Origin of the sequence: Streptomyces sp. NBC_01341 (assembly GCF_035946055.1) — a bacterium.
In the GTDB taxonomy this organism is placed as follows: domain Bacteria; phylum Actinomycetota; class Actinomycetes; order Streptomycetales; family Streptomycetaceae; genus Streptomyces.
In genome coordinates, this window is the sequence record NZ_CP108364.1 from 376,011 (window position 1) to 393,188 (window position 17,178).

At 68.3% G+C, this 17,178-nt stretch carries 14 protein-coding genes; 10 read left to right on the forward strand and 4 right to left on the reverse strand.

Annotated features, from left to right (window positions below):
• The first annotated feature begins 57 nt into the window (after positions 1–57).
• From OG206_RS01530 to OG206_RS01540, 3 genes are all read left to right on the forward strand, one after another.
• Complete coding sequence (locus tag OG206_RS01530; protein ID WP_327111335.1) at positions 58–1,734, forward strand: FAD-dependent oxidoreductase; 1,677 nt, start codon at positions 58–60, stop codon at positions 1,732–1,734.
• The gene (locus tag OG206_RS01535) at positions 1,731–3,200 is read left to right on the forward strand and encodes an ATP-binding protein (RefSeq protein ID WP_327111337.1); all 1,470 of its coding nucleotides are present in this window, start codon (positions 1,731–1,733) and stop codon (positions 3,198–3,200) included. Before OG206_RS01530 ends, OG206_RS01535 begins: the two co-directional genes overlap by 4 nt.
• Before the next feature lie 123 nt (positions 3,201–3,323).
• Positions 3,324–4,229 (forward strand): NAD-dependent protein deacetylase, encoded by a 906-nt coding sequence (locus OG206_RS01540; RefSeq protein ID WP_327111339.1) that lies wholly within the window; start codon positions 3,324–3,326, stop codon positions 4,227–4,229.
• Positions 4,230–4,401: 172 nt separating this feature from the next.
• On the opposite strand, the gene OG206_RS01545 is transcribed toward OG206_RS01540, so the two are convergent.
• A complete protein-coding gene (locus OG206_RS01545) occupies positions 4,402–4,968 on the reverse strand; it encodes a GNAT family N-acetyltransferase (RefSeq protein ID WP_327111341.1) in 567 nt (188 codons plus the stop codon).
• A 470-nt stretch (positions 4,969–5,438) separates the two neighbouring features.
• Between OG206_RS01545 and OG206_RS01550 the strand changes: the two genes are divergently transcribed.
• The 6 genes from OG206_RS01550 (at position 5,439) to OG206_RS01575 (ending at position 11,235) form a co-directional block, all read left to right on the forward strand.
• The gene (locus tag OG206_RS01550; RefSeq protein WP_327111343.1) at positions 5,439–6,899 is read left to right on the forward strand and encodes an amino acid permease; all 1,461 of its coding nucleotides are present in this window, start codon (positions 5,439–5,441) and stop codon (positions 6,897–6,899) included.
• Positions 6,900–7,155: 256 nt separating this feature from the next.
• Complete coding sequence (locus OG206_RS01555) at positions 7,156–7,278, forward strand: ribosomal protein bL36 (protein ID WP_327111345.1); 123 nt, start codon at positions 7,156–7,158, stop codon at positions 7,276–7,278.
• Positions 7,279–7,443: 165 nt separating this feature from the next.
• Complete coding sequence (locus tag OG206_RS01560; RefSeq protein WP_327111347.1) at positions 7,444–8,163, forward strand: GNAT family N-acetyltransferase; 720 nt, start codon at positions 7,444–7,446, stop codon at positions 8,161–8,163.
• Between the two features lie 252 nt (positions 8,164–8,415).
• Positions 8,416–8,757: an SDR family oxidoreductase gene (locus OG206_RS01565; RefSeq protein WP_327111349.1), complete on the forward strand. Its 342-nt coding sequence runs from the start codon at positions 8,416–8,418 to the stop codon at positions 8,755–8,757.
• 58 nt (positions 8,758–8,815) lie between these two features.
• Positions 8,816–9,283, forward strand: coding sequence for a nuclear transport factor 2 family protein (locus OG206_RS01570; protein WP_327111351.1), 468 nt, complete (start codon positions 8,816–8,818; stop codon positions 9,281–9,283).
• Between the two features lie 602 nt (positions 9,284–9,885).
• Entirely contained in the window at positions 9,886–11,235 is a 1,350-nt protein-coding gene (locus tag OG206_RS01575; protein WP_327111353.1) for an epoxide hydrolase family protein, read from the forward strand.
• Between the two features lie 193 nt (positions 11,236–11,428).
• Here the strand turns inward: OG206_RS01575 and OG206_RS01580 are convergent, their stop codons facing one another.
• On the reverse strand, positions 11,429–12,415 hold the full coding sequence (locus tag OG206_RS01580) for a D-cysteine desulfhydrase family protein (RefSeq protein WP_327111355.1): 987 nt from the start codon (positions 12,413–12,415) through the stop codon (positions 11,429–11,431).
• A gap of 223 nt (positions 12,416–12,638) precedes the next feature.
• Here OG206_RS01580 and OG206_RS01585 point away from each other — a divergent pair, with 223 nt between their 5' ends.
• Positions 12,639–13,367 (forward strand): TetR/AcrR family transcriptional regulator, encoded by a 729-nt coding sequence (locus OG206_RS01585; RefSeq protein ID WP_327111357.1) that lies wholly within the window; start codon positions 12,639–12,641, stop codon positions 13,365–13,367.
• Positions 13,368–13,581: 214 nt separating this feature from the next.
• On the opposite strand, the gene secY is transcribed toward OG206_RS01585, so the two are convergent.
• Entirely contained in the window at positions 13,582–14,889 is a 1,308-nt protein-coding gene (secY, locus tag OG206_RS01590) for a preprotein translocase subunit SecY (RefSeq protein WP_327111359.1), read from the reverse strand.
• A gap of 685 nt (positions 14,890–15,574) precedes the next feature.
• On the reverse strand, positions 15,575–15,970 hold the full coding sequence (locus OG206_RS01595; RefSeq protein ID WP_327111361.1) for a TIGR02611 family protein: 396 nt from the start codon (positions 15,968–15,970) through the stop codon (positions 15,575–15,577).
• Between the last annotated feature and the right edge of the window lie 1,208 nt (positions 15,971–17,178).

The window sequence follows — 17,178 nt, forward strand, 5'->3', positions numbered from 1 at the left end:
GCCGTAGCGGTAGCGGGGCCGCCCTGCCGTGGTTCCGGCCTGCGACGTAGGGGACGTATGGCAGAGGCCGCAGACAGGAAGCGGACCGTCATCGTGACCGTGGATGACGATCCGGGTGTCTCCCGCGCCGTTGCCCGTGACCTCAGACGACGCTACGGCGCCGCCTACCGCGTTGTCCGCGCGGAATCGGGCGACTCGGCGCTCCAGGCACTGCGGGAGCTGAAACTGCGCGGCGATCTGGTCGCGGTGATCCTCGCCGACTACCGGATGCCGCAGATGAACGGCATCGAGTTCCTCGAACAGGCCCTGGACGTCTACCCCGAGGCCCGTCGGGTCCTGTTGACCGCATACGCGGACACAGGAGCGGCGATCGACGCGATCAACGTCGTGGACCTCGACCACTACCTGCTGAAACCGTGGGACCCTCCGGAGGAAAAGCTCTACCCGGTGCTGGACGACCTGCTCCAGGCGTGGCGGGCCGGCCACCACCGGGCGCACCCGAGCACCAAGGTCGTCGGGCACCGCTGGTCGGCACGGTCCTCGGAGACCCGGGAGTTCCTGGCCCGCAATCAGGTGCCGTACCGCTGGTACTCATCCGACGAGCCGGAAGGGCAGCGGTTGCTGTCCGCCGCCGGGCAGGACGGGCTCCGGCTGCCCGTGGTGATCACCCCGGACGGAACGCCACTCGTGGAGCCCGAGGCCACCGAACTCGCCGTCCACGTGGGTCTCGCCACCACGCCGACGGCGGACTTCTACGACCTGGTGGTGGTCGGCGGTGGTCCGGCCGGACTGGGCGCGGCCGTGTACGGCGCATCGGAAGGGCTGCGGACGGTGCTGGTGGAGCGGTCGGCGACCGGCGGACAGGCCGGCCAGAGCTCCCGGATCGAGAACTACCTGGGTTTTCCGGACGGCGTCTCGGGCGGGCAGCTCACGGAGCGCGCCATGCGGCAGGCGGGAAGGTTCGGCGCCGAGGTCCTCACGACGCGGGAGGTGACCGGCCTCGAGGCCCACGGGTCGGCGCGGATCGTGCGGTTCTCGGACGGCTCGGAGATCGCCGCACACAGTGTCATCCTGGCCACCGGTGTGTCGTACCGCCAGCTCCCCTCGGGAGGCGCGGACGAGCTGACGGGCCGTGGCGTGTTCTACGGCTCGGCCCTGACGGAGGCGGCCTCCTGCCAAGGCCATGACGTGTACATCGTCGGTGGCGCCAACTCGGCCGGGCAGGCGGCGATGTACCTCTCACGGACCGCCAAGTCGGTGACGCTGCTGGTGCGCGGAGAGTCGATCGCCGCGTCGATGTCGTACTACCTGATCCAGCAGGTCGAGGAGACGCCGAACATCCGGGTGAAGTGCGGCACCGTCGTCGACACCGCACACGGTGACGGCCACCTGGAGCATCTGACCCTGCGTGAGGTCGGGAGCGGTGGGACCGAACTCGTCGACGCGCAATGGCTGTTCGTCTTCATCGGCGCCGCCCCGCTGACCGACTGGCTGGACGGCACGGTACTCCGCGACAGGAAGGGGTTCATCCTGGCCGGGCCGGACATGACGCCCGACGGGCGGCCACCGGCCGATTGGGAACTGGAACGACCGCCGTACCACCTGGAGACCAGTGTCCCCGGGGTGTTCGTGGCGGGCGACGCGCGCGCCGAGTCAGCGAAGCGGGTCGCGTCCGCAGTCGGAGAGGGAGCCATGGCCGTGATGCTCGTCCACCGCTACCTGGAGCAGACATGAGTGGCGTGCCGCTGACATGCAACCCCGACGAGATCGCGAGCCTGTTCCTCTTCGAGAAACTGCACCCCGACCAGGTGGGCCGCCTGTGCGCCGAGGGAGGGGTGAAGCAGTTCCAGCCGGGACCCGTCTACACCGAGGGAGAGCCCGCCTCCTGTTTCTACGTCATGCTCGACGGTACGGTCGTGCTGTCCCGTCGGGTCGGCGGGGACGACGTCGAGGTCACCCGCACCTCCCAGCCGGGTGTGTACGCCGGAGCCATGCAGGCGTACGTCGGCGACCGCGTTCCGCAGATCTACAACAACTCCATGCGCGTCACCGAGCCGTCGCGCTTCTTCGTCCTGCCCGCGGAGACCTTCGCCAACGTCATGCGCGAGTGGTTCCCGATGGCCGTGCACCTGCTGGAAGGGCTCTTCTTCGGTTCCAAGAGCACGCAGCGGGCCGTCGGACAGCGGGAACGGCTGCTGGCACTCGGCTCGCTGTCCGCGGGGCTGACGCACGAGCTCAACAACCCGGCTGCCGCAGCCGTCCGCGCGACCTCGGCATTGCGGGAGCGGGTGGCGAAAATGCGCCGCAAGCTCGGAGTCATCGCCGAGGGCTCCTTCTCCCGCGACACCCTTGCCGGCCTGATCGACATCCAGGAACGCACGGCCGAGCGGATCGCCAAAGCACCCTCGCTCAGCGCGATGGAGGCAGCCGACCGCGAGGACGCCCTTGCGGACTGGCTCGAGGGGCACGGCATCGAGCAGAGCTGGCAGATCGCGCCCACGTTCGTGCAGGCGGGCCTGGACACCGAATGGCTGGATCGGATCGCGCTCACCGTGGACGAGGAGATCCTCCCGGGGGCAGTCGGGTGGCTCAACTACACCGTCGAGACGGAACTGTTGTTGAACGAGATCGCGGACTCCACCGCCCGGGTCTCCCACCTGGTCGACGCCGCCAAGCAATACGCCCAGCTCGACCGGGCGCCGTACCGCACCGTCGACGTCCACGAACTCCTCGACAGCACACTGGTGATGCTCTCGGCCAAGATCAGCTCGCATATCTCGGTCGTCAAGGATTACGACCGTACGGCGCCCCAGGTCCCGGCCTATCCGGCGGAGCTCAACCAGGTGTGGACCAACCTGATCGACAACGCGGTGGCGGCCATGCGCGATGCGGACGGGCCGGGGACCCTGACCGTCCGGACGGCACTCCAGCACGACCGGTTGCTGGTGGAGTTCCGCGACACCGGAACCGGAATCCCGGAAGAGATCCGCGGACGCGTCTTCGACCCGTTCTTCACCACCAAACCGGTGGGGGAAGGCACAGGGCTCGGCCTCGACATCTCCTGGCGGATCGTGGTGGACAAACACCACGGCACACTCCAGGTGGAATCCGAACCTGGCGACACTCGTTTCCAGGTACTGCTCCCGCTCACCGCGGACGACGCCGAGGGCTCCGAGGGCTCCGACGACAGCCCGTCCTGAGCCGCAGACCGGGCACCCGCGGGCATGGAGGACAAGGTGCGGCGGCGGCGCGGCGACCGCCCCCGACGAGCGGTCTGCGCGGCCTCGCGGCGGTGGGCGTGAGCCGTTCCGTACCCTGGGAGGATGCGGATGCGCCCCACACTGAGCTGGACCCCCACCGAGAACCCGTCGCCGGGCACCACCGACCTGCGGCCGGTGGAGGATGCGCTGAGCACCGGCGGAGTACTGGTCCTCAGCGGAGCGGGCATCTCCACCGAGTCGGGCATTCCCGACTACCGGGGAGAGGGCGGAAGCCTGAGCCGGCACACCCCGATGACGTACCAGGACTTCACCGCCGAGGCTCAGGCCCGGCGCCGCTACTGGGCGCGGAGCCATCTCGGCTGGCGCACGTTCGGCCGCGCCCGCCCCAACGCCGGCCACCGGGCCGTAGCCGCGTTCGAGCGACGTGGTCTGCTCTCCGGTGTGATCACCCAGAACGTCGACGGTCTGCACCAGGCCGCCGGTGCCGAAGCGGTCGTGGAACTCCACGGCAGTCTGAATCGCGTCGTGTGCCTCTCCTGCGGCGACCTCAGTGCCCGCCGTGAGCTCGCGCGGCGACTGGAGGAGGCGAATGCGGGCTTCGCACCGGTGGCCGCCGCGATCAACCCCGACGGTGACGCCGACCTGACCGACGAGCAGGTCGGGGACTTCTGCGTGGTGCCGTGCACGGTATGCGGCGGGGTCCTCAAACCGGACGTGGTGTTCTTCGGCGAGGCGGTGCCCCCGCAGCGGGTCGAGCACTGCCGCGAACTGGTCCGCGCGGCATCCTCGCTGCTGGTCCTGGGGTCCTCACTCACGGTGATGTCGGGTCTCCGCTTCGTCCGTCAGGCAGCCGAGGACGGGAAGCCGGTGCTCATCATCAACCGCGACCCGACCCGGGGCGACCGGCACGCCCTCACCCGCGTCGCGCTCTCGTTGGGACCGGCACTGGTCACCGTGGCCGGCCGGCTGGGCATCCCCGCCGTCGAAGGGGCCGCGGAGTCCGCCTGACACGCGGAGGCTTGCGGGATGCGGGGCAGCGCCCCGGCCCGGAGGGTCAGGCATCGGACCTGCTCGCCCATGCCGGGACCGCCGTTTCTCGATGCGCTTCGGACCTGATCCGTACGGTTGTACGCCTTCGGGTGGACCGCCGGCCGACGTGCTCCCGCAGCGCGACCGGCGATCAGCGCACCGAGGGGCGCCGGTGCCGGGCCCAGTGCTCGGCCGCGGTCATTCCGAGCAGCACCACGTCGTGGTGCTCACCTGCGAAGTACTCGTGCTGCCGGAGCCGCCCTTCCTCGACGAAGTCCAGCCGACGGTAGAGGGCGAGAGACGCCTCGTTGAAGGCGTACACCTCCACCTCACACTTGTTGTGGCGCTGTTCCGCGAACATGTAGGTGAGGATCAGCTCGGTGGCCTCCCTGGCGTACCCGTTCCTTCGGTGGTCGCGAGAGATCTCGATACCCGTCCTGAACCGCCCCGCACGGCTGTCGGTCTCCCCGACCGTCACGGCGCCCGCGAAGGCCCGCTCACCCAGCGTCTCGACCACGAGGCAGTACGATCCGCCGTGCGGCGTCCGCCCCGCGCGCTCGGCGGTCCAGGACCGAAAGCTCTCCTCGGAGCGAGGAGGTTCGATCATGTCGGCGTTCCGTACGTCGACGGTGTTCCGGGACAGGTCCCGGAAGCCTCGCCAGTCGTCGGGTTCCACGCCCCGCAGACGAATCCGCTCGCCGGTCCACATGTCGTTCACGCCGTGCACCTCTTCGTTCGATCGCGGGCACGGAGTCCCGCACATCCATCCCTCCCGGTGAGGGCGATGGCGATGGCGCGCAGCCCGCGAGCGCGCCGACCGGGGTGGGACAGCGACCCGCGGGGGCGTGCCGACGGACAGGATGCCGTCCTTCATGTCCGGCGGCAACACGTTTGGATTCCGCCGTCGCAGGCAGAGCCTGTGCCCGCCGGTCAGGCCCCGCAGCCGCTGCGCTCCGGGCTCACGGGGCCGCGCCCGGGGAGTCCGAGGACACCGGACCCTCACTCCCCAGCCACATTCCTTACTGCGTCGAAAGCTCTGAAACACCTCAGATTTGTTTTCGTCCGGCTGGGCACACTGCCAGAATCACAGGGTTCCTGATCATGCGCCTTCGAGCCATCGCCGGACGCCTCCCCCACGGGGCCCGGCCGGGACCGACCATCTTCCCCTCACAAAGGCGACCCCCCTCCATGAGTGACGGCAGCATCTCAGCAGCCGGTCAGCGCGCCGCCGACGCACCGGCGGCGAGTTCCCCCCACGTGGACGCCGGCGACGCCGGATACAGCAAGGACCTCAAGTCCCGCCACATCAACATGATCGCCATCGGTGGCGCGATCGGCACCGGACTCTTCCTGGGCGCGGGCGGGCGCCTCGCCGACGCGGGACCTTCGCTCGCCATCGCCTACGCCGTCTGTGGCGTCTTCGCGTTCTTCGTCGTACGCGCCCTGGGCGAGCTCATCCTCTACCGGCCGTCGTCCGGTGCCTTCGTCTCCTATGCCCGTGAGTTCATGGGCGAGAAGGGCGCGTTCGCGGCCGGGTGGCTGTACTTCCTCAACTGGTCGACGACCGCGATCGCGGACATCACCGCGGCCGCGACGTACGCGCACTTCTGGGGTGTGTTCAGCGACATCCCGCAGTGGATCCTGGCGTTGATCGCCCTCTCCGTGGTCCTCACGGCCAACCTCATCTCGGTGAAGTACTTCGGCGAGATGGAGTTCTGGTTCGCGATCATCAAGGTCGCGGCGCTGGTCGCCTTCATGCTGATCGGAATCTTCCTCGTCGTCACCCAGCATCCGGTGGACGGCCACACCCCCGGCCTGTCGACCGTGTCCGAGAGCGGCGTCTTCCCCGTCGGCACGCTTCCCATGCTGCTCGTGATCCAGGGCGTCGTCTTCGCCTACGCGTCCGTCGAACTGTGCGGCGTCGCCGCCGGCGAGACCGAGAACCCCGAGAAGATCATGCCGCGTGCGATCAACTCCATCATGTGGCGGGTCGGACTGTTCTACGTCGGCTCGGTGGTGCTACTCGCGCTGCTGCTGCCCTACACCGCCTACTCCGGGGACCAGAGCCCGTTCGTCACGGTCATGGACAAGCTCGGTGTACCGGGCGCCGCCGGCGTGATGAACCTCGTCGTGCTGACCGCCGCGCTGTCCAGCCTGAACTCCGGCCTCTACTCCACCGGCCGCATCCTGCGCTCCATGGCCCTGTCGGGTTCGGCACCCCGTTTCACCGGCCTGATGAACAAGGGGCAGGTGCCCTACGGGGGCATCCTCCTGACGGCCGGCTTCGGCGTCCTGGGCGTCGGGCTGAACTACGTGGTGCCGGGCCAGGCGTTCGAGATCGTGCTGAACCTGGCGTCGATCGGGATCCTCGGGACCTGGGGGATGATCATGCTCTGCTCCCTGGTGTTCTGGCACCGCTCGCAGGACGGCCGGGTCACGAGGCCTGCCTACCGCTTGCCCTGGGCGCCCTACACCCAGCTCGTCACGCTCCTCTTCCTCGCCGGCGTGGCCTTCCTGATGTGGTGGGGCGGCGGCGTGGGCCGGACGACAGTCATGTTCCTTCCTCTGATCGCGGCGGCGCTCGTCGGCGGGTGGTTCCTGGTCCGGGGGCGGGTGCACCGGATGGCACAGGCGAGGCAGGACGCCTGACGCGTTTACGCGGGGGCCGGCGAGGCCCTCGACAGCGATCGCAGGGTGGCGCCTGCGCACCGGCAGGCGCCACCCCTCCGATCGTGACCCCGTGCACACGGCACCCGTACGATCAGCCCGCGCACGCCGCCGTACCGTCTCCTGCCGGTCGGCGGGTGGCTGAAGGCCGGGAATGTTCCGGCCGGTCAGCCGGTTGCACACATCGACATTGTCATGGACCTCTCATCCGTGGGGTCGGTCCGGGAAGGAGACAACGATGAAGGTGCGTAAATCCCTGCGCTCGCTGAAGTCACAGCCCGGAGCCCAGGTGGTGCGCCGCCGCGGCGTGACCTTCGTACTCAACAAGAAGACACCCCGAAACAAGGCGCGCCAAGGCTGAGCGCAGACAGGAATGCCCCGCCCCCACGGGCGGGGCATTTCGCTGTCACCGTCACCGAGGGCTGCCGGACGACAGCGGCAGGGAACCGGAACGGCCAGGGGTGATGATTCCTGAAGGTCCGTGCGGTCGTACCGTGGCCGGGCGACGTCACGTACGGAGAGAGCCATGCCTGAGCACATGAACGAATTCGGTCAGCCCATCGGCGAGCCGATGCCCGGTTGGGCTCCCCGTCCACTGACTCCCGGCGGCACGCTGGCCGGCCGCTACTGCCGGCTGGAGGCGCTGGATCCCGCCCGGCACGCCCAGGAGGTGTTCGCCGCGCTTCGCTCGGCCCGGGACGATCGCGACTGGACGTACATGGCCGTCGGTCCCTTCCCCTCAGAGGTGGAGTTCGACGCCTGGATCCGCGAAGCCGCGTCCAGGACGGACCCCCGGCACTACGCCGTCGTCGACCAGCGGTCCGGCCGCGCCGTGGGCACTCTCTCGCTGATGCGGCAGGACCCCGCGAACGGGGTCATCGAGGTCGGCAATGTGATGTTCTCCCCACTGCTGAAGCGCACCACCCTCGCCACAGAGGCCCAGGTCCTCCTCATGGCCCACGCTTTCGACGATCTCGGCTACCGGCGCTACGAGTGGAAGTGCGACAGTCGCAACGCCCCCTCGCGCAGAGCGGCGGAGCGCCTCGGATTCGGTTACGAGGGCACCTTCCGTCAAGCCGTCGTGTACAAGGGACGCAGCCGCGACACGGCGTGGTTCTCGATCATCAACGGCGAGTGGCCCACACTCAGGCACGCGTTCGACTCCTGGCTCGATCCCGCCAACTTCGATGACGACGGTCGCCAGCGCCGGTCGCTGGCCGACATACGTGCGCGGATCGCGGCATGAGGTGGGCGAAGGACGCGCGCACCTGCCCCGTGCGGCCGACGGGGCGGCGGGCGCGCCGAGGGCTTGATCCTCGGCTACGGTGGTCGAAGGCCGGGCCTGCCCGGTGGATCACGTCGCCCGGAGGCTGACAGCCCGCGCTCAGGGCCATGCGGGCCGGAGCACGACACCGCGGGCCCGGATCCGTCACGCACGCGAGCACTGCCGCAGGCGGACGACGAACAGGAGTCTCCATGTCCTCCGTATTCCTCGTCAGTGGAGCATCCCGGGGGCTGCCGGCAGGCCGTGCACGCGGGGCACCAGGTCGTGGCCGGTGCGCGCAGACCCGAGGCGCTGGATGATCTCGTCGCTGAATACGGCGAGCAGATCGCTGTCGTCCCTCTTGACGTCACCAAAACCGCTCATGCGACCGCTGCCGTGCGCACCGCGCCCGACCGGTTCGGACGTCTCGACGTCCTGGTGAACAATCCGGGATACGCCAACGTCGCGCCCGTGGAGGACGTCGACTCACTGGACGTCGCCGCCGTCGGCACCGGACGGCGTCTGGCAACTCCCCTGGCCCCGCTATACCGTTCAACGGCCGGCGCAGTCGCCTGACAGTGACGGCCGGACCGTCCGGCCCCGCAGCGAGGGCCGCCGCACCTGAGGAGCAGCAGTGGCAGATCTCCCTCCCCTCCCTCCCTTCACGCGGGAGTCCGCGACGGTGAAGGTCCGTCTGGCCGAGGACGGCTGGAACAGCAGGGATCCTCACAGGGTGTCCCAGGTGTACGCCGAGGACTCGCGCTGGCGGAATCGAAGCGAGTGGGTCACCGGGCGTGCGGAGATCGTCGGATTCCTGACTCGCAAGTGGTCGAGGGAGCTGGACTATCGATTGGTCAAGGAACTCTGGGCCTTCGACGGCAGCCGTATCGCCGTGCGGTTCGCGTACGAGTCGCACGACGCGGACGGGAAGTGGTGGCGCTCCTTCGGCAACGAGAACTGGGAGTTCAATGAAGCCGGGCTGATGACCGTGCGGCATGCGTGCATCAACGACGTCCCGATCCAGGAGGCGGAGCGCGCTTTTCGCTGGCCGCTCGGGCGCCGGCCGGACGATCACCCCGGTCTGAGCGACTTCGGCTTCTGAGGACTGCGGGGGGGGCAGTTCAGGGCCGGCCGGGGCTTGCGGCAGCTGCGGGAACATCGCGTGGTCACGGAGTGCCGAGCCGCTGACCACGACCTGATCCGGCAGACGATCAGGGGACAATACTTGCTTCGTCAAACATGTATCTGATTGACTTCCCGTCAGACGGGTCGGCACGCAAGCCGGTTCCGAGTGCACGCCGTCACCCCACCCGTGGAGACAGTCGAAGTCACCTACTTGACCGGTGACGAAATTATCGCCATGATCGTCACCATGCGAACCGGTGACGCCCTCGCGGTGTTTTCATGCGGATACCTCTCGCGGCAGGAGGGACATCGAGAGAGGGAGAAGCAAGTGAGGGCGACGAGCCTCGCAAGGGCGCGCTCCCACGGCCGACGGACATGCCGCAGCCAGCAGCAGGCCCACACGGACAGCGGCCCCCCTCACGTCGCCTTCGGCAGTCCGCCGGCCACGGGCTCACGAGCCAGATCGCACATGCCGTCAGCGGGTGCCCGGGGTGAGCGCTCAGGTCCGCACTCTCATTCGCCCCGCATCACACCCGCCCTGACACGAGCCACGCTCGCAGTCGAGAGATGGAGTTCACGATGACCACCACCGAAAACGCCGGTCAGCCGCACAACACGGGCCGGCGACGGTTCCTCGGCCTGGCCGCAGGCGCCGTCGCCGCCACCCAGATCGGCCTGCCCGGCCAGGCACAGGCGGCAGAGCCCGTCGCAGCGACGCCCGGCGCGACGGCATTCGACTCCGCGAAGCCGATCGCCGGGGTCCGGCCCTTCCGCATCAAGATCCCGCAGCGGGACATCAACGAACTCCGCCGCCGTGTGAAGGCGACGCGCTGGCCCGACCGGGAAACGGTCGGCGACAGGTCCCAGGGTGCGCAGTTGGCGAAGCTCCGACCGCTCGTCGAGTACTGGGGCAGCGGCTACAACTGGCGCAAGGTCGAGGCGACGCTCAACTCACTGCCGCAGTTCATCACCGAACTCGACGGCCTGGACATCCAGTTCGCACACATCCGCTCGCCGCACGCGGACGCGATGCCGCTGCTGATGACCCACGGCTGGCCGGGATCGATCATCGAGTTGCTGAAGGTCATCGGGCCTCTCACCAACCCGACCGCCCACGGTGGCCGTGCGGAGGACGCCTTCCACCTCGTACTCCCGACGCTGCCCGGATACGGCTTCTCGGGCAAGCCGACTGCGGCGGGGTGGAATCCCGCCAGGGTCGCCAAGGCCTTCCACGAGCTCATGCATCGCCTGGGCTACCAGCGATACGTCTCCCAGGGCGGTGACTGGGGTGCCATCATCTCGGAACTGCTGGCAACGCAGCGCCCGGACGGACTCCTCGGCATTCACATCAACATGCCCGGCACCGTGCCCCCGGACGTGCTGCGCCACCTGCGCAATTTCGACCCCGCACCCGTGGGCCTGTCCGCCCGCGAGAAGGCGGCGTACGACCGCCTGCTGCACTTCTACCGGGACGGCTTCGGCTACGCCGCGATGATGAACCAGAGCCCTCAGACGATCGGTTACGCGCTGGCCGACTCGCCGGTCGCGATGGCCGCGTACTACTACGACAAGTTCGCCGAGTGGACCGACTCCGACGGCAAGCCGGAGAAGGTGCTCACCTACGACGAGATGCTCGATGCCATCTCCCTCTACTGGTTCACCCGGACCGGGACCTCCTCCTCCCGGCTGTACTGGGAAGGTGCCCAGGCCGGCGGCGGCCCGTTCGACGCCTTCGACATCCCGTCCCTCCCCGTCGCGGTCACCGTGTTCCCGGGTGAGATCTACCGCGCACCGCGAAGCTGGGGTGAACGCGCGTTCGGCAACCTCGTCCACTGGAACGAGGTCGACAAGGGCGGCCACTTCGCCGCTTGGGAGCAGCCGCAGCTGCTGTCCCAGGAGATCCGTCAGGCCTTCAGGTCCCTGCGCTGACCGATGTCCGTCCGGGGCGGTCCTGACCGATGACCGTCATGGGCCGGTCCGTGTGAGGCCCCGGACGGCGGGGTCGACGGCACGTCCGGCCTCCCGGGCGGTCCCCTCCTGCCGAAGCCGCGGTGTCAGCGGCGCGAGCGCCGGGGCCCGGACCGAAGTCCCGCTCCACCGGGCCGAAGGCACCGCCGGTCTTCTATGCGGACGGTGTCAACGCCGCTTCCAGCTTGGCAACCGTCACCTGGTGGCCGAAGAGACCGGCCATCCCGCCCGAGTGCAGGAAGACCGTGCGCCGTCCCGGCTTGACGACGCCTTCCTCGACCGCTGCGACGAGGCCGGCCATCGCTCGTCCGGTGTAGACCGGATCCAGCACGATGCCCTCGGTGCGGGCCGTCAAGGTGAGGGCGGCAAGGGCGCCTTGCGTCAGCGACCCGTACCCTTCGCCCACCTGATCGAGGCGAATCCGCAAGGACTCGGCCGGGCAGTCCCTGCCCAGGAGGCCGGTTGCCAGTTCGGCGACCGTGCCGCCGGGGTCCGTGACAGCGCCGCAGTGGACTCCCATCACACGTGTCTCGCCGAGGGCGGCGACGAGGCCGGCCATCGTACCGCCGGACCCGACGGCCACGACGACGGTCGACAGATCAGGGGCCTGCACGAGGAGTTCACGCCCGCACTCCTCGTATCCACGCGCCCCGGGCACGCTCGAACCGCCGAAGGGAATCAGGGCGGGCTCGGCACCCCGCAGGCGCAACTGTGCGACCACGTCCTCTGCCGCCGTGGACAGTTCACGGTCACCGACGTCACCGGCCCAGACGACGGTGGCGCCGAAGAGCCCGTCGAGCGCCAGGTTGCCGGACGACGAGGAACCGGGTGTCCCGGCGAGCACGAGCACCACCTCCAGTCCCAGCCGCGCTCCGGCGGCAGCGGTCAGGCGCGCGTGGTTGCTCTGCGGCGCACCGGTGGTGACGAGGACCGTTGCACCTTCGGCACGTGCCGCGCCGCAGGTCCACTCAAGTTTTCGGACCTTGTTCCCGCCGCCCCCGAGGCCCGCGAGGTCATCTCGCTTGATCCAGAGGTCGTCGGCCCCCAGGCCGAGGGCGCGGCCCAGTCGCGGCATGGGTTCCAGAGGGGTCGGCCAGGTCCCGAGGAGCACACGCTCGGTGGGGTGGCTTTCCGGGGTCATCGCGGCCCTTCCTCTCAACGCTTCTGTGGACGGCACCGGATCATCTTGCCAGGCCCCCGACTGCATGGTGTTCGTCGGGCAAGACACCTCCGCCGGTCGCGGTGCGTGACCCGTGGCGTCGGTTGGGGCGTCCTCGGCACAGGACCGGACCTGCCCTTTCCCCCGGAGCCCAGAGACCGCAGTGAGTGAACGCTCGTTCACTCACTGCTGTTATCATTCGTACATGGTGACAGCCGAAGGACAGCAGTCGCGCGAGGGGGCGCGGGACAGGGTCATTCGAGCGGCCGCAGCACTCCTCGCGAGGGAGGGCCCGGAGGCTGTCTCCACCCGGGCCGTCGCCGCCGCTGCCGGAATCCAACCGCCGACGATCTTCCGCTTGTTCGGCGACAAGGACGGCCTGATGGAAGCGGTGGCCGCCTTCGGCCTGAGCAAGTACCTCCCTGCCAAAAAACTGCTCGAGGCCACGGATGATCCACTTGCCGACCTCACCAGGGCATGGGATCTGCACGTGGAGTTCGGCCTCCGTCAGCCGGTCTTCTACGCCCTGGCATTCGGGCAGTCGCGGCCCGGGCACGTGACCGCCGCCGGCCGCGAGGCGGTCGCGGGACTTCAGCAGATCATGAAGCGTGCGGCCGACGCCGGTCTTCTCCGGATGAGCGTGGAACGCGCCACCGCGCTGATGCATGCCAACGGCACGGGCGTCGTCTTCTCGATGCTCGGAACACCACCGGAAGAACGGGACCCCGGGCTGTCCGCTGCGGCCCGCGACAACGTCCTGGCCGCTATCACAGGCGGTGTTCGGCACGCGGAACGACCCGCCAGCGGCATCGGCCACCGGGCGACGGCCCTGCGGGAGTCCTTGCAGGGCTCCGGCGCATCGGTACTCAGCGACGGTGAGCGGATCCTGCTGACCGAGTGGCTCAACCGCCTGGCGGACGCCGACACGGGCTGACCTCCCGCGGGACCGCCCCTTCCCCTGGGGTCGTCCGTGCCCGGTGCCAGGGCACGCGAGCCCAGCATGATCCGACGAGAGGCCCGAGCCTGGTGCGCCATGCGAGGCCGGTCGCTTCACAGCCATCGCGAACGAGTCACGGCGCCCGGTGGCCGGCCGGGCATCCCGGCCGACCACCGACCGGGCAGGTCCTGCCTCGGCGGTACAGACTTCGTCAGCGAAGAAAGCCCTCGTAGCTCTGCTGTTCGATCTGGCTGTTGATCTGCTTCACCGTCTCCAGGCCCACGCTCACGATGATCAGGATGCTCGTCCCCGTGAGCTGATTGGCTCCGCCGTAACTCGCGAACGCCACGGTCGGTACGAGTGCGATCAGGCCCAGGTACAGCGACCCGGGCCACGTCAGTCGGTTGAGTACGTAACGCAGGTAGCCGGCGGTCGGGCGGCCGGCACGGATACCGGGGATGAAACCGCCGGCCTGCTTGATGTTGTCCGCCACCTCGTCCGGGTTGAAGGTGATCGCCACGTAGAAGAACGCGAAGAACACGGTCAGCAGGAAGTACGCCGCCACGTAGTACGGATGGTCCCCCTTGACCAGGTTCTGTGTGATCCAGACAGCCCACGGGGCGGTCGGGTCCGCGAACTGGGCGATCAGCGCCGGTACGTACAGGATCGACGAGGCGAAGATGACCGGCACCACACCCGCCTGGTTGATCTTGAGCGGAATGTAGGTCGCCGTTCCCCCGTACGACTTACGCCCGATCACCCGCTTCGCGTACTGGACCGGGACACGACGCTGCGCCTGCTCGACGAAGACGACCAGCGCGACCATCACGAACCCGATGAGAATGACACTGAGGAAAGCGAGCCATCCGTCGGCGATCTTGCCCTCCTGCTTCACCGTCCACAGCGCGCCCGGGAGCGTGGACGCGATGGAGATGAAGATGAGCATCGACATGCCGTTGCCGATTCCGCGATCGGTGATCAACTCACCCATCCACATCACGCACGCCGTCCCCGCGGTGACCGTCAGGACCATCACTGCGGTGGTCAGGATCGAATCATTGGGGACGATGTCGGAAGCAACAGAACAGTTCGGGAAGAGGGAGCCGCTGCGCGCCGTCGCGACCAGGCCCGTGCCCTGCAGTACGGCCAGCGCCACGGTCAGGTAGCGCGTGTACTGAGTGATCTTCGCCTGCCCCGACGCGCCCTCCTTCTTCAGCGCGTCGAGCCTCGGGATGACCACCGTCAGCAGCTGAAGGATGATGCTCGCCGTGATGTAGGGCAGGATGCCGAGCGCGAAAACGGTGATCTGGAGCAGAGCACCGCCGCTGAACAGATTCACCAGCCCGAGCAGGCCTCCACTGTCAGAGGCAGAATCAACACATGTCTGGACATTCTGGTAACTCACGCCAGGGATCGGAACGTGCGACCCCAATCGGTAGATGATGATCAGGCCGAGCGTGAACAACAGTTTTTTTCGAAGATCAGGGCTCTTGAACACCCGAGCGAACGCGCTTAGCAATGGTTCCTCCTTCGCCCCCGCGCCGGCGCGTCAGAGGTCACTTCTCAAATGAGGACCGCGGCACCGGAACCGCACACGGCATCCGGGGTTCACTGCCCTCGCGGTGCTCACGACCACCGCGGCGATGGAGAGCCGCGTGCGTGTCGAGGAGGACCGTCGTTCTGTTCTTGTGAGCGCGACGCCGAGCGCCGCACGTATGGAAGAGCACCTGCCGTGAATCGGGAGGGACCGCGCGCGGGACTCCCGCACTGCTCCACAGCCGGCCCGCTGACTTACGGGCTTCCCGTCTCAGCGGGGCTTGAGTTCACCCCGGGGCACCTATCCGCCCGCCCGCCACCGTCACGGGTGGCCGCGTCCTGAGGCCGTCGGCTCCAGCGGCAGGCCGGACCGGGTCGCGCACCAGCAAGGTATCGAGCACCTTGTGTACCCACCTTCCCGGCACTTGCAGGACAGCTGCGACAGACACGCACCATATTCGAGTGGCCGGCCTCGATCAGCAACCCGACAAGCCGCAAGGGCCCCCCACCGGCGGTAAGCAGACGTTCCGTGCGTCCGCGCGGGCAGCCGCCGGGCCGAAGGCCGGGCGAACCCGCCTGCCTGCGCGGCAGCCGACCGGGCCTGGCTCGAGGTCACGCCTGCACCCGTTCCGCAAAGGGTTGTCCCGCCATCCCTGGCGGGACAACCCTTAGAGCGTGAAGACACCGAACCTCCAGACATATACGCCCACCGCTCCGGCCGCGAGCACGAGCCCGATCGCCGCGATGACCGCGTTGCGGCGCCGCACCCTGGGGTCGAGCGCCCGGCGAGTCGCCTCGGCGACCTTTCGTCTGGTCCAGCGCAGCGCAAGCTGCGCCCACACGAACTCGGTCGCCCAGACTGCCATGCCACCGAAGATCACCAGCCAGCCAGGCCCGGGCAACGGCAGCAGGACGATGCCGGTTCCGACGACCACCGTACCGACAACGAAAACGCCGGCCTTCCACAGAAGGTGAAGGAGGGGAGTACGTCTGACCACGTAGGGCGCCCGGGAACCCACGGGAAGATCCGGTTTCCTCGGAGCCGCCGCGGAGGTCCGACTCATGACACCGTCACCTCAGCTCTCGAATTCCCCGAAGGGGACCGCCTCGTCCGGCCCATGCAGTGTTAAGCGCGGCTTCGGATCGAACTGGACGACCAGCTCGCCGCCATCCACAAGTCACCTTACTGGTGACGTGAACCCATGAAAACAGAACTCGGGTACCGGTGATATGACGCTGATCACCCCAAGGTTTTCGACCATCCCTTGCCCCTCACCGGGCCGTGACTCCTGTCACATTCCTCCCGAAGGTGAACTGTCGTTCCACGCGCTTCCTGGATCACTGGTAACGGCAGACATATCTTTACACCTCAAGTTACTGTTACAGTGCACGTATTCAGTCGTCGGCCGAACGCTCGACGACTGGAGAGTTTGCGCAATGGGCTGCTTCAAGAGGCTGCCTATTCCAACTCACCCACAAACCCCTCCGCGCGTCGGCTTCGCCGGGCCACCTCACCCATGGTGGCGACGGACGAACGGCCCGGGAGACACCCCCCTCGATCCCGGCAGAATCATGCGGGTTCAAGGCAGGCGACACCGCCCCGTGGGGCGGCTGACGCACATCACTCGGCCCTGCAGGGCCGAAAGCAAGACCACAATCACAGAGACTCCCCCGGTGAAGTCATGGCACCAGGGGACTGGGCGGGAGTTCGTGGGGACGGAACCCGCCCACGCCAGGCGCCCGGGGCCACCAAAAACTGGCTCCGGGCGCCGCTCGCGCCACCGTCGCGATTGCACACCGCCCACCACGGAGTCGTCACCCGTGGCGCGCCATTCGCTTCAGTGCGGGAAAAGCAGTCGTGTGCACAGGTCGGCAAGTCGCTCAATCACCGGCAGATTCCGCACAGCCGCGTTCACCGGAACGGCCCGCCCGTGAGCCACCGAAACCAGAATCCCTAACGGCGCGGAACCACCCGGCAGCCACATCGCGGCACGCGTAATCGCACCCTCACGGAGTTTCATCCGCTCACGGCTGCAGATCAGATTCTGCGAGCGAAAGCAGACCTACCGACGGCGCTCCCCGAATTAATGCACGCACATCCTGCACGGCACCCGATATTCACTTTCCGCTCATCCCTGGGCAAGCAAGCCTGTGCCTGAGTTCACGATCGATCGAACGCCGACCGGAACCGGGAGCACCACCGAGATCACTCGGACCCCATCGTTCACTCGGGAAGTCAGCCTAACGCATTCACTTGTCACGTCAAGCACAT